This is a genomic window from Bacillus sp. C28GYM-DRY-1 (genome assembly GCF_030519405.1).
In the GTDB taxonomy this organism is placed as follows: domain Bacteria; phylum Bacillota; class Bacilli; order Bacillales; family Bacillaceae; genus Bacillus; species Bacillus spizizenii_A.
This window is the reverse complement of record NZ_JAUMKF010000008.1, coordinates 117,012-129,056: the sequence shown is the minus strand read 5'-3', so window position 1 is coordinate 129,056 and position 12,045 is coordinate 117,012. Positions and strand designations below refer to the sequence as shown.

Here is a 12,045-nt window from a genome sequence, read left to right as displayed (position 1 = left end):
ATGAAAGTGTATGAAGGGGGAAGGATACGGTTTGTGTTTATGCTCGGCTGAGGATTGCTGGGCCTATACGTAAAAGTATTCAAAGGCTGAACAGGTTGGAGTCGTGGTTCAACATGGCAATGTTTTTATTCGTGATTGACGGGATTGGATTTGATCGAGATGAGAACAGTGAAGGGATTGGGTTAAAGATTATTGACGATATATGCAGGCTGCTTGCGATTACTTATGAGCTTCATACAAATGAGAAAGGAACGGGGTTTTTGTTTTCAAAAGAGTGACCCCGCTGATGTTTTTCTTTCGCCCATAAACTCTATATAATAGGTAGAAAGAAATGGGGTGATCAGCATATGTTTAAAAAAATCATCAAAACAATCAAGCGCCTCTCAAGCAGCTCTAGCGACCGGTATCGCAGACACAGGCACTACAGCAGCAGCCGACGCCGGCATTACCGCAGCTATAGCAGCAGCTCAAGCAAAAGAAGACACTACGACCGTTATGGCGGCAGTCATCGTTACAAACGCCGGAGCTACAGCAGCAGTTAATCCAAAAAAGTTCTTGTTCCGCTTTTGGGAAAAGGGTTTTTTATGTGACCGATTGAATGGCCCGGCTTAGATCCTCGCGAATAAAAGTCGTGTGCTGATACTCTTCATCAATGCCCAATCATTTTTTTAGCAGCAAGGTTACTTCGTTTGTCAGCGTTAATTCCTCCAGCCACGTGCCGTTTTTCTTCTTTTTTCCCTTTATATTGAGAGTAGAGCAGGAATAACAGCGTTTCCCCGAGATCGAAGAAGTCATCCTGTTTTCGCAGCTTTATTTCCTCTGTTTCTTCAGGAGTCAATTGTTTGGCAAGGCCCAAATCGATGAGGCAGAGCCTGCCGTCATTAATGATGATATTAGGCGTTCTGATGTCGCTGTGAAATATCAGGCGAGCATGCAGGTATTCTACAATATCAAGAAGCTGTGAAATCAGCTGTAACGCCATAACCTCTGTAAATGGCTGTTTTTGAAAAAATAATAATTCCTCTATATTTTCTCCATCAAAGAACTGCATGACATAATAAGCCTGTCCGTCTATGATGAAATCATCCTTGAAGGCTGGGATTTGCGGGTGGTCAATGCTTTTGAACAGTTTCATTTCCTGCTGGAACCGGACTCTTTCTTTTTCCTTTTTGGCTTTTGTCGGCCGCAGCTGTTTTAAGACATAAGAGGTTTGGGTATGGACATCAGTGCACAAATAAACCAACCCATAGCCGCCCATGCCGAGCATTCTTCGATTCTGTATTGATGATTTAGAATAACGCCGTCCTTTAGAGGACAGTCAAAAAGGAGCTTTTTTAGCTGTTTTAATGCCATGTCTGCACTTCCCTTGATTGTACTGACTATAGTTTATCAAAACGATTGCCTTCTAGGCTAAAAATAAAAAAGAGCCGGATAGCCGGCTCGGTATAAAGTTAAAACTGCTTTGTGACATCGTATTGATAATCTATTTTTGCTTTTACATTACTCATCGTCGATCTAGCAGTTGCTAATGTATTATATTTAAAACTCCATACCTTAGCGACACTGAGTTGATCTGACAATGATATGTCATAAGACCCTGACGTCGAGCTATTCACAAGGGCACGGCGCCATTCGTTATTTTCGCTCGTCATGATGAAGTGGCGTGTATTTCCCTGGCTTGGTGTTTGAGTGGCGGTTGTTTGTACTCTGGTAACAATGGCATCGCGCGGTATTCCTGATTGGTTTGTTAAATCAACCTTGATCACGCTGGAGTCAGAACCTGAGGGGCTCAGGGTAGTATTTCCTTTATTTTCAGCAGCGCCGCTGAATTGGAATGTTCCGCTGCCGGATTTGATTCGGTCTTCAATTGAAAGTGTAAAATACATGTTCCCGGTATAGGTGCCGCGTGACACTTTCACATAGAAGGTATCTGTCGTGTTTTGGGCGTCAGCATTGGCATAAATAAAAGAAGAGTACGTATTAGGATTAATGACTTCTGTGCCTTGCGAAACAGGCACTCTGTTTCTATTGAAAATTTCTATTTTCATCCCTGTGTACGTGCTTTGATATGTACTTCTCACATAGACTTTTTCTCCCTTATTAGCTGTAAACGTGAAATAGGCTTCATCTTGCCCAGCTTCTAAAACCGTTGTATCGATATTCTTATATTTCCAATAACCGATTGGCGCTGCGGTATCGAATGAATTGTTTCCTGTAATCGCAGTAACCCCGGCGGCTGATGCCGAATAAGTAAAGGTGAATAAGACAGACAGTATCAACGCGAATGAGATAAGCCATTTTTTGGTCATACAAACAACCTCCTTTTATTCCCATCATACATAATAATGTTTTAAGTGTAAATAAATGTTTTTCAAGGTTAATATATACATTGGCACTGCCGATAAAAAGGGTAAGAGAGAATTGTTCAGGAGGGAACGCAATGCGTCTGAATCGGCAATTTATCCGTACTCAGCTGATGGTACAGAACATATTGAACAGAAATGCGGCTGCTACGCGCAAGAATACGTCTGAAAATAAACCAGCGGTGCTGGAAAAGGCATACAGCAGGCTTGAGTCACCATCTTCAAATGAGGGAATCAATCAGTTCAATTATTCTAAAGCCAGTGTGGCGGGAAACAGCGGGACTTTCAGCAAGGTGTATCAATCAGCGAATGATCGAACAGTGACAGATACAGGGGAGGAAACAGTGATTCAATCCCAAAACCCCTATGAATCTGAGAGTGATATCAGAATTAAAATACTAGATGAAAAATACAGCAGAATGAATGCGATTAACAAAACGAAGTCTGATCCATTAGGCTATATAAAGGATAAGTACCAAAATTCAAAGTCTCCTTATTTCAGAAGTGATCTGTCTGCTGCAGAAAGACAGGCTGCTTACGATAATGAAACAGAATGGCTATTCAAAGGAAAGGCGCAAAACTATAATCTGCAGGATGCCGCATTTCGCAATGTCACATTTCATGGGGAAGTGGAGGCTGAGAATGCGAAAGTGTATCAGAGAAGCCAGGTGAACCAGCAGCTGCAAGTGCTGTTGAATCGAAACGATATTCACATTCCGCAGGGGACAGAGCTGACATTTACGATTACGCCGGTTGACTATAAGGTACAGGTGAGCGGGACAGACGATCAGGCACTGATAGAGCAAATTGAGCAAGTGCTGCAATCTGGAGACAATAGCAAAGAGCTGTTTTTACATATTATGAAAAGCCTAAGCAGTGATTCAGCACAATTTTCCGAAGAGGCATATCAAAAGTATCAAGCTGCTCGTGAGATGTACGAAGTCACAGGCTATCATTTGAAGGATTTAGAAGTGATTGATGGGCGGTTCGTAACGCCTGATGGACGTGACTTATTAGACGTATATAAAGAAGAGCTTGAAAAAGATCCTGTGCAAAAACAAACGGCTTCTTATGCTATATCCCACTATCGTTCAGAGCTCAGTAAAATGGTGAAAGCCGGGGGGTATGATGCTATTCCGGATTTTATCCTATCGATTGATTACAGCAATGGTTCTTTGAGAGATGTTGGACAAAGCAAGAGCTATGGCACCGGAGATACCGGGTGGCTTGAAAGATTAAAGCGTCAAACTGGCGTAAATTATGAGGTAAGCTGTTCATTGTGAGCAGCTTTTTTTATGGGAATATAAGGGAGAAAAGAATTTTAATACTCACATACTTTCATTATATTTATATAAAAGATTGTAACCAAAGTTCTGATCAAAAACTTTGAGTAAAAGTGTTTACCTCAAAAAAACATTTGTGTTTTCCAGAGAAATTTATTATGATGAAATAAGTAATTTTGGAGATTATATAACAGTTCTATGTTTGAATTTTCTGATTGTTATAACTGATTGGTGAGAAAGATATGGGGGCAAGCAGGCCTGATGCTATCTCATTTTCGAGTATTTTGGAAGAGGGGGAAGAGAAGTGGCAAATAAAGAATTAAAGAGGGGCCTGGGTGCGCGTCATATTCAGATGATCGCCTTGGGCGGTACGATCGGTGTTGGCTTGTTTATGGGTTCTGCCAGCACGATTTCATGGACTGGCCCGTCTGTCCTTTTGGCTTATGCAATATGCGGAATATTTATCTTCTTTATTATGCGTGCCATGGGTGAAATGCTGTATGTCGAACCGAGTACGGGTTCTTTTGCGACATTCGGCCATAACTATATTCATCCTCTGGCAGGTTATATGACAGCATGGAGCAACTGGTTTCAGTGGATTATCGTCGGCATGTCTGAGATTATCGCTGTCGGTTCATATATGAAGTATTGGTTCCCGGATTTGCCTGCTTGGATACCTGGTATCGTGGCAATGGTGATTCTTGGTGCCGCGAACTTAATTTCTGTTAAGTCATTTGGTGAGTTTGAGTTTTGGTTTGCGATGATTAAAATCGTGACAATTATCTTGATGATTATTGCGGGTATCGGGATTATTTTCTTCGGGTTTGGAAACGGCGGAGATGCGATCGGCTTGTCGAACCTGTGGTCTCATGGAGGATTCTTTGCAGGCGGTTTCTCTGGATTCTTCTTTGCGCTGTCTCTTGTCATTGCGGCCTATCAAGGGGTTGAACTGATCGGGATTACAGCCGGTGAAGCGAAGGACCCGCAAAACACGCTAAGAAGTGCGATTCAAAGTATTATCTGGCGTATTTTGATTTTTTATATTGGCGCTATTTTTGTGATCGTGACCGTGTATCCTTGGGATGAGCTCAACTCACTCGGAAGTCCGTTCGTATCCACGTTCTCAAAAATCGGAATTACGGCAGCGGCAGGTATTATTAACTTTGTCGTCATTACTGCGGCAATGTCCGGCTGTAACAGCGGTATTTTCAGTGCGGGACGCATGCTTTATACATTAGGCGTCAATGGACAAGCGCCGAAATTCTTTAAGAAGATTTCACGCAATGGTGTGCCGTTGTATGGGACAATTGCGGTGATGATCGGTTTGGCTGTCGGTGTTGTTCTGAACTATATCGCGCCTCCGAAGATCTTTGTCTATGTATACAGTGCAAGTGTACTCCCGGGCATGATTCCTTGGTTTATCATTTTGATCAGCCACATCGGATTCAGAAAAGCGAAGGGTGCCGCATTAGATAAACATCCATTCAAAATGCCGTTTGCTCCTTTTACTAACTATTTGACGATTGCTTTCTTGCTGATGGTTCTGGTTGGCATGTGGTTTAACGATGATACTCGTATCTCTCTGATTGTAGGCGTAATTTTCTTAGCGCTTGTGGTCATTAGTTATTATGTGTTTGGGATTGGCAAACGTACGCAGGTCAATTTGACAAAAAGCGGCCAAGCAGCTGAATAACGATAAAAAAGAGACATTCACGGATGTCTCTTTTTTTATTTTTCGCGTATGGATTTTCCCTATTTTAGCAAGCTATAGGGTAAAAAAGATAGCAGAAGGAAAGGTGTTCATGAAATGGATGTTACACTTGGTTATTTGCGCGAATCACTTTCGAATCATCTAGAAAATGAAGTCTGCCAGCGTATTTGCAAGAAGATGCTGGCGAAGCGTTATGCAAATGAAGAGGAATTTGTAAAAGACTTAGATGATAATGAAATGTCTTTTTTGAACCATGTATTAGAAAAAGAAATTAAGTATGCCCAGAATGAACAGGATCAAAAACGGGCCAAGGAATTAAACGAGGTGTATGAATTACTGCTTTGAAAGGCGGGTAAGAAATGGGAGCAATTGAACGAAGCGGATATACATTTCAGCCGGAGTTTAGCATCGTCCGACAAAATGGAGCCATCCATGTATACCATCACGGAGAATTTGTGGAAGAAATCGAATTTGAATGTAACGGGGAATATCCCGATCATGATTTGATTGAAGAGCTTGTGAATCACTATTGTTTTGAGCATGACATTTAGAGCCCTGCCTATTTGCAGGGCTCCTTCATTTATGATGTAATCAGGCCATGCTTTTTCAGAATATCCACTGTGATGTTTTTGGCTTTTGTACCTGAATCATTGACATTGGTGACAAAAATATACGAGCCATGCTCTGTTTTGATGAATCCGACAAACCAGCCTAATCCCATATCTGTCAGGCGGGTTCCGGTTTTTCCGTAGAGTGTGTAGTGATCTCCTTCCTCTTGAATCATCATGCGCTTGACAGTTTTCATCACCGATTTGTCAAATGGAAGCTCCTCTTTTACAAGCTTCTCCAAAAAGGCTTTTTGTTCCTGCGGGGATATTGTCAGCGAACTTTGCAGCCAAAACTGGTCGATCCCCCCGCTGATATCCTCATTGCCGTATGACAGAGTATGAAGCCATGTTTTCATCCTTTGCTCACCGATATCTCTCGCTAATGCTTGATAATACCAGATGGCGGATTCCCGCATGGCCGAGCCTAGCGTATGGTCGCGGTTCCACGATTCGTATTCGCGCTTGATCCCGTCCCACCGTTTGACATCGTATTCATCCCGAACAGCTTTTACCTGTAACCCGATTAAGGCGTTCACGATCTTAAAGGTGGACTGCGGAGTTTGTCTTTTGTTTGCCCGTTCTCTGTTGTAGACAAAGGTCTTGTCCTTTTGCACATCGTGAAGAATGAAGGTTCCATCTGTATCCTTGAATTCGTCATCGACATTCATTTGGCTGACATTTAGATGTTTTTCATGGGCAGACGATGATGCGTGAACGGAAAAGCCGAAGAACCCTGCAATACTCAGCATAAGCACAACATATATCCAATTCTTCATTTTGTTCTCCCCTTTGTTTTGATCAATAACCTTTTCTCTATTTCTTCTGTTCTTCCTTTAAAAAAGCTCTTATAAATGCTTAAATTTGCTTCTGTAAACAAATACTGTTATTGAGTTTATGCTCGCAAGATAACGTGAAAATAGATGGTAAAAAGGAAGGCAGGGTATGCGGATGTATGAACAGATTCCACATGACAAAAGTCTCGATAACAGTGTGGCCTTGATGCGGGAAGGATATTTGTTTATAAAGAATAGAAAAGAGCATTACCATTCAGATTTGTTTCAGGCACGTTTGCTGGGAAAAACATTTATTTGTATGAGCGGGGCAGAGGCTGCGAAGGTATTTTATGATACCGAACGATTTCAGCGGCAAGGTGCTGTCCCGAAACGAGTGCAAAAATCGCTGTTTGGCGTCAATGCGATCCAGACGATGGATGGCGACGCCCATATTCATCGGAAGCTGCTTTTTCTGTCATTAATGACACCGCCGCATCAAAAACGTTTGGCTGAGCTGATGACAGAGGAGTGGGAAGCGGCAGTCACGAGATGGGAGAAGGCAGATGAGGTTGTGTTATTTGAGGAAGCAAAAGAAATCCTATGCCGGGTAGCGTGCTATTGGGCAGGTGTTCCGCTTAAGGAAACGGAAGTCAAGGAGAGAGCGGTTGACTTCATTGATATGGTTGACGCGTTCGGTGCTGTGGGGCCGCGGCATTGGAAGGGTAGAAGAGCAAGGCCGCGTGCGGAAGACTGGATTGAAAGAATGATTGAAGATGTTCGTGCCGGCTTGCTGAAAACACCTGCCGGAACAGCGCTGCATGACATGGCATTTCACATTCAAGAAGATGGCAACCAGCTGGATTCCCGGATGGCCGCCATTGAGCTGATTAATGTCCTGCGGCCTATCGTTGCCATTTCTTACTTTCTTGTGTTTTCAGCTTTGGCGCTTCATCAGCATCCGAAGTATAAGGAATGGCTGCGTTCTGGAAGCAGCCGGGAAAGAGAAATGTTTGTGCAGGAGGTCCGCAGATATTATCCGTTCGGCCCGTTTTTAGGGGCGCTTGTTAAAAAGGATTTTGAATGGAATAATTATGAATTTAAGAAGGGCACATCTGTACTGCTTGATATATATGGAACAAATCACGATCCTCGCTTATGGGACAACCCTGATGAATTTCGGCCTGAACGATTTGAGGAGCGGGAGGACGATCCATTTGATTTGATTCCTCAAGGTGGAGGTCACGCGGAGAAAGGGCATCGCTGTCCAGGGGAAGGCATTACGATTGAAGTCATGAAAGCAAGCCTGGATTTTCTCGTCAATCAGATTGAGTACGACGTTCCGGAACAATCACTGCATTACAGTCTCGCAAGAATGCCGTCATTGCCTGAAAGCGGCTTTGTGATGAGTGAAATCAGACGGAAAAGGTAACATATAAAAGCTCTCTTCCTGATGAAAGAGAGCTTTTTGGTCACTTCTTTTTTTCATCGTAGTATTGGACGGGATACATGGAGCCTTCTGATACCATTTTGTTATCCTCGATATCTTGCGGGTGCGGGTGGCCGGCTTTATCGACTGGGAACGTTTCCATGTCCGGCTGTTTGGTCATTTTCATTTTCATGCTGTGAATGAATTCTCTAGCTTTTTGGCGATTTGACGGGTCTTTTAATAGATAAGAAGTGATGCCGACAGTTGAAACAGCGAGACCTGAAAGTAAGAGCTTTTGTTTCATGTTGATACTCCTTTCTATTTTAAGAGTGGTGTTTCCTGTATCATTCCCGTTTTGATTATGGCTAAACCTTTGCTGATTGTCTGCCCGTTATTCTCTGCGGCTGGTATACTGAAAGCTCTATGGGAAAGAATAACTGTGATGAGAAAACCTTGCGCTATCACGCAAGGTTTTTTGTAGTCGATTGGTCATGTTCATCGAGGAAATGTTACATCAATGTAAATATATAATAGGGCCATAAGACTTATTGTTAAGTTATTGTAAATTAAGCGGATGTTTTATTTACAATCATCTGAACTTGAAACATAATCGAAGAGAGTTTGCGGAATAATGTCTAAACAGAGGTGAACATGTTGGCGATTGATATACAAACATTACTGTTTGAATTTCTCGGGGGTCTCGGTATTTTCCTGATTGGGATTAAGTTCATGGGAGACGGACTTCAGAAATCGGCTGGAGATAGATTAAGAAATATTTTAGACCGTTTTACAAGCAATCCGCTAATGGGCGTATTGGCGGGGATTATTGTGACGGTTTTGATTCAAAGCAGTTCCGGAACCACGGTTATCACCGTTGGGCTTGTCAGTGCGGGCTTTATGACGCTTCGCCAGGCCATTGGCGTCATTATGGGAGCCAATATTGGAACGACGGTTACCGCGTTTATTATCGGAATCGACATAGGGGCCTATGCGTTGCCGATTATTGCTGTCGGCGGATTTCTACTGTTTTTCTTCAAACATAAAAATATACAAAATGCTGGTCAGATTGTGTTTGGATTCGGGGCCCTGTTTTATGGGCTGGAGTTAATGAGCGGCGGCATGAAACCGCTCCGTTCACTTGAAGCGTTTCATGATTTAACGGTTAGTATGAGCAACAATCCGGTTCTAGGTGTTGTCATTGGGACTTTGTTTACGGTACTCGTGCAAAGCTCCAGCGCCACGATTGGCATCCTGCAAGGTTTATTTTCAGATGGTCTGATTGATATTAACGGTGCGCTGCCGGTGTTATTCGGTGACAATATTGGAACAACGATTACCGCGATTCTTGCGTCTCTAGGGGCATCTGTTGCCGCGAGACGTGCTGCGGCTACTCATGTGCTGTTTAACCTTATCGGGACAGCGATTTTCCTGATTTTGCTTAAGCCGTTTACTTCTTTGATCTTATGGTTGCAGGCTTCAATAGGGCTTGATCCAAAAATGACGATTGCCTTTGCGCATGGAATTTTTAATACGTCCAATACACTCATACAGCTTCCTTTTGTGGGGATATTGGCTTTGATCGTAACAAAACTGATTCCCGGCAAGGATTCAATGGTTGAATACAAGTCGCACCTTGATCCGATTTTTATTGAGCAATCTCCATCTATTGCTCTCGGACAAGCAAAAGAAGAAGTCCTGCAAATGGGGAACTTTGCGGTACAGGGGCTGGAGGTTACAAAACAGTTTCTAGTGACAAAACAGCCAAAATACGCGGCAAATGCTTATCAGATAGAGGATGCGGTTAACAATCTTGATCGGAAAATTACCGATTATTTGATCGAGCTTTCTTCAAGTTCTCTTTCAGAGCACGAGTCTGAGGAGCATCATATGCTGATGGATACAGTCAGGGATATTGAAAGAATCGGCGACCACTTCGAAAATGTGATTGAACTGATTGAATATCAGCAGGCGCATCGTGTGGTTATTACTGAATCTGCCATGTCGGATTTAACGGAAATGATGGATTTGACGATTTCTACTGTGAAGGCGTCCATGGATGCATTGCACCACAATGATGTGAAGATAGCTGAACAAGTCATTGAAAAAGAAGATGAAATTGACAAAATGGAACGGAAGCTTCGCAAAAAGCATATTATCCGTCTGAATGAAGGGCTGTGCACTGGACAAGCGGGCATCGTCTTTGTCGATATGATCAGTAACCTGGAGCGTATCGGCGATCATGCGGTGAATATTGCAGAAGCTGTTATTGGTGAAAATCAATGAGAAAAAGCTGAGAATCTTAAGATTCTCAGCTTTTTTTGTAGTCTTTTTTAACGTGCTGGAAGATATCAGGGTAATTTGTGAACACTCCTGTCACTCCCCAGTCTAGCAGGCGGCGCATATCTGCTTCTGCATTGACTGTATAAGGATGAAGCAGGAGGCTGTGGCTGCGGATCATGCTGACGTTTTCGGCATTCAGCGCTTTGTAATCGGGACCCGCACCGACAGCGTATGTTTTGATCTCTTCTAGATCAGCATCTGTCATTGACGCTATTTGTTTAGCTTGCAGTAATTGAACGGTTGGCAGGTTTGGCTGTAATTGATGGATTTTCACTAGACTTTCTTTGCTGAATGATTGAATCATCACTTGACCGCGCTTAGCATGTTTGCCTAGTAGTTTATGTTTCTGTAAAGAAGCGATCAGTTTTTCTTCCATGCCTGGGTAGGTGTCAGGCGATTTTGTTTCAATATAGTAGTTTGCGTGTTTTCCGAACCGGTCTAATACTTCGTCTAATGTAGGAACCTTAAGGCCAGCGTACTGCGGCTTTGCTTTCTCCGGATAGGCTTTATTAAACCAAGAACCGGCATCAAGTTTCTTAATGTCTGCGAGCGTATGGTCTTTCACCCAGCCCGTTCCGTTTGTGGTACGGTCCAGTTTTTCATCGTGCATGACAATCAATTTGCCGTCTTTTGTCATTTGCAGATCCAATTCAATATAATCTGCTTTCATTTTCTGAGCGGTTTCGTAAGAAAGGATCGTGTGCTCAGGCACATATCCGGAAGCCCCTCTGTGCGCGACCGTCAGGATACGGTCAGGTGACAGCAGATTCCCTTTTGACACTGCCGACACTGGTGTTACCATAAATGAGAGTAAGCTCAGCGACAGAAGCACCAAGGCTAGTATTCTATTTATTTGCATGATTTCTCCTCCTTATAGATAAGCAGTACCTACCTGTCTTTTATATTAAAAAAATGATGTAAACGACGTGTTGAAAAAAGATTAATCTTTTATGTTTCTTTCTTAAACGTGCTCCGCCCGTTTTCCAGGTTAAAGCTAAGAAAGCTGAATGTGTGGCGTGGCTCTTTTCTGAAAACAAAAAGAGCCAGAAAATCCCCATTGTCAAAAAGGGGTTGGATTCCTGGCTCTCCTGATCTCCATCCAAGTTATTAACTCACCATGATAGCGATTTCTTAAATTATCATAAGCCGGAATGAATGTAAACGGGTCATTTTCAAAAAAATGAATCAAGAAAAAAGTGAATATTATCCTTTTCATATTGCAGTTATGTTTTTTTACGAGCCGCATAAAAATCTGGAGGGAGGCTGTTGCAGATGGATGAATTAGAAATCGCATTCGGTATTTTGCCGTTAGGAATTATAGTGTTATCGGTTGCCGGGACGTGTATTTGTAAAAACGTGTATCTGATGCCAGTGCTTAGTTTGATTATTTCGCTAGTGTTCACTTTTTTCATTTTTAACGAATCATTTTTAGGATGGGTTGTTGTCTATAGCTTGGTTTCACTGGCTTTTTCCTATATCACATTGATTGTGATCAGGAAAAGGAAAGCGTCAGGAAAATAAAAAGGCCCCACTTTCCAACT

At 42.7% G+C, this 12,045-nt stretch carries 11 protein-coding genes and 3 pseudogenes; 9 read left to right on the top strand and 5 right to left on the bottom strand.

Annotated elements, in window-relative coordinates:
* Positions 1-73: 73 nt before the first annotated feature.
* Both Q3W56_RS10105 and Q3W56_RS10100 read left to right on the top strand, forming a co-directional pair.
* Positions 74-278: pseudogene (locus Q3W56_RS10105) on the top strand (two-component sensor histidine kinase); the annotation flags it as partial.
* Between the two features lie 58 nt (positions 279-336).
* Positions 337-590 (top strand): annotated as a pseudogene (locus Q3W56_RS10100) (hypothetical protein).
* On the opposite strand, the pseudogene Q3W56_RS10095 reads toward Q3W56_RS10100, so the two are convergent.
* Both Q3W56_RS10095 and Q3W56_RS10090 read right to left on the bottom strand, forming a co-directional pair.
* Positions 583-1,353, bottom strand: a pseudogene (locus Q3W56_RS10095) (serine/threonine protein kinase). The pseudogenes Q3W56_RS10100 and Q3W56_RS10095 overlap by 8 nt on opposite strands.
* Before the next feature lie 98 nt (positions 1,354-1,451).
* The gene (locus Q3W56_RS10090; protein WP_302895365.1) at positions 1,452-2,309 is read right to left on the bottom strand and encodes a hypothetical protein; all 858 of its coding nucleotides are present in this window, start codon (positions 2,307-2,309) and stop codon (positions 1,452-1,454) included.
* A 131-nt stretch (positions 2,310-2,440) separates the two neighbouring features.
* On the opposite strand from Q3W56_RS10090, the gene Q3W56_RS10085 reads away from it, so the two are divergent.
* The 4 genes from Q3W56_RS10085 (at position 2,441) to Q3W56_RS10070 (ending at position 5,908) form a co-directional block, all read left to right on the top strand.
* Positions 2,441-3,646: a DUF4885 domain-containing protein gene (locus tag Q3W56_RS10085; protein WP_302895364.1), complete on the top strand. Its 1,206-nt coding sequence runs from the start codon at positions 2,441-2,443 to the stop codon at positions 3,644-3,646.
* A 304-nt stretch (positions 3,647-3,950) separates the two neighbouring features.
* Entirely contained in the window at positions 3,951-5,339 is a 1,389-nt protein-coding gene (locus Q3W56_RS10080; RefSeq protein ID WP_268401148.1) for an amino acid permease, read from the top strand.
* Positions 5,340-5,453: 114 nt separating this feature from the next.
* Entirely contained in the window at positions 5,454-5,702 is a 249-nt protein-coding gene (csgA, locus tag Q3W56_RS10075; RefSeq protein WP_003234887.1) for a sigma-G-dependent sporulation-specific acid-soluble spore protein CsgA, read from the top strand.
* A 14-nt stretch (positions 5,703-5,716) separates the two neighbouring features.
* Positions 5,717-5,908 (top strand): YbxH family protein, encoded by a 192-nt coding sequence (locus tag Q3W56_RS10070; protein WP_019713168.1) that lies wholly within the window; start codon positions 5,717-5,719, stop codon positions 5,906-5,908.
* 29 nt (positions 5,909-5,937) lie between these two features.
* Here the strand turns inward: Q3W56_RS10070 and blaOXA are convergent, their stop codons facing one another.
* Positions 5,938-6,741 carry a class D beta-lactamase gene (blaOXA, locus tag Q3W56_RS10065; protein ID WP_302895363.1) on the bottom strand — a complete coding sequence of 268 codons (804 nt, stop codon included), beginning with the start codon at positions 6,739-6,741 and terminating at the stop codon, positions 5,938-5,940.
* Between the two features lie 172 nt (positions 6,742-6,913).
* On the opposite strand from blaOXA, the gene cypC reads away from it, so the two are divergent.
* Positions 6,914-8,167 carry a CYP152 family fatty-acid peroxygenase CypC gene (gene cypC, locus Q3W56_RS10060; RefSeq protein WP_302895393.1) on the top strand — a complete coding sequence of 418 codons (1,254 nt, stop codon included), beginning with the start codon at positions 6,914-6,916 and terminating at the stop codon, positions 8,165-8,167.
* 40 nt (positions 8,168-8,207) lie between these two features.
* Here cypC and Q3W56_RS10055 read toward each other — a convergent pair whose 3' ends face one another.
* Positions 8,208-8,468, bottom strand: coding sequence for a hypothetical protein (locus Q3W56_RS10055; protein ID WP_014112476.1), 261 nt, complete (start codon positions 8,466-8,468; stop codon positions 8,208-8,210).
* 350 nt (positions 8,469-8,818) lie between these two features.
* Here Q3W56_RS10055 and Q3W56_RS10050 point away from each other — a divergent pair, with 350 nt between their 5' ends.
* Positions 8,819-10,447 (top strand): Na/Pi cotransporter family protein, encoded by a 1,629-nt coding sequence (locus Q3W56_RS10050; RefSeq protein ID WP_419901038.1) that lies wholly within the window; start codon positions 8,819-8,821, stop codon positions 10,445-10,447.
* A 25-nt stretch (positions 10,448-10,472) separates the two neighbouring features.
* Here the strand turns inward: Q3W56_RS10050 and Q3W56_RS10045 are convergent, their stop codons facing one another.
* A complete protein-coding gene (locus Q3W56_RS10045; protein WP_302895362.1) occupies positions 10,473-11,363 on the bottom strand; it encodes a glycerophosphodiester phosphodiesterase in 891 nt (296 codons plus the stop codon).
* Between the two features lie 413 nt (positions 11,364-11,776).
* On the opposite strand from Q3W56_RS10045, the gene Q3W56_RS10040 reads away from it, so the two are divergent.
* Positions 11,777-12,025: a YbeF family protein gene (locus tag Q3W56_RS10040; protein WP_302895361.1), complete on the top strand. Its 249-nt coding sequence runs from the start codon at positions 11,777-11,779 to the stop codon at positions 12,023-12,025.
* The last annotated feature ends 20 nt before the right edge of the window (positions 12,026-12,045 follow it).

Excerpts from the sequence above, each read along its gene's own strand:
- Q3W56_RS10045 (WP_302895362.1), bottom strand. The coding sequence starts at position 11,363 with ATGCAAATAAATAGAATACTAGCCTTGGTGCTTCTGTCGCTGAGCTTA.
- blaOXA (WP_302895363.1), bottom strand. The coding sequence starts at position 6,741 with ATGAAGAATTGGATATATGTTGTGCTTATGCTGAGTATTGCAGGGTTC.
- cypC (WP_302895393.1), top strand. The coding sequence starts at position 6,914 with ATGTATGAACAGATTCCACATGACAAAAGTCTCGATAACAGTGTGGCC.
- Q3W56_RS10070 (WP_019713168.1), top strand. The coding sequence starts at position 5,717 with ATGGGAGCAATTGAACGAAGCGGATATACATTTCAGCCGGAGTTTAGC.
- Q3W56_RS10090 (WP_302895365.1), bottom strand. The coding sequence starts at position 2,309 with ATGACCAAAAAATGGCTTATCTCATTCGCGTTGATACTGTCTGTCTTA.
- Q3W56_RS10055 (WP_014112476.1), bottom strand. The coding sequence starts at position 8,468 with ATGAAACAAAAGCTCTTACTTTCAGGTCTCGCTGTTTCAACTGTCGGC.
- csgA (WP_003234887.1), top strand. The coding sequence starts at position 5,454 with ATGGATGTTACACTTGGTTATTTGCGCGAATCACTTTCGAATCATCTA.
- Q3W56_RS10085 (WP_302895364.1), top strand. The coding sequence starts at position 2,441 with ATGCGTCTGAATCGGCAATTTATCCGTACTCAGCTGATGGTACAGAAC.
- Q3W56_RS10040 (WP_302895361.1), top strand. The coding sequence starts at position 11,777 with ATGGATGAATTAGAAATCGCATTCGGTATTTTGCCGTTAGGAATTATA.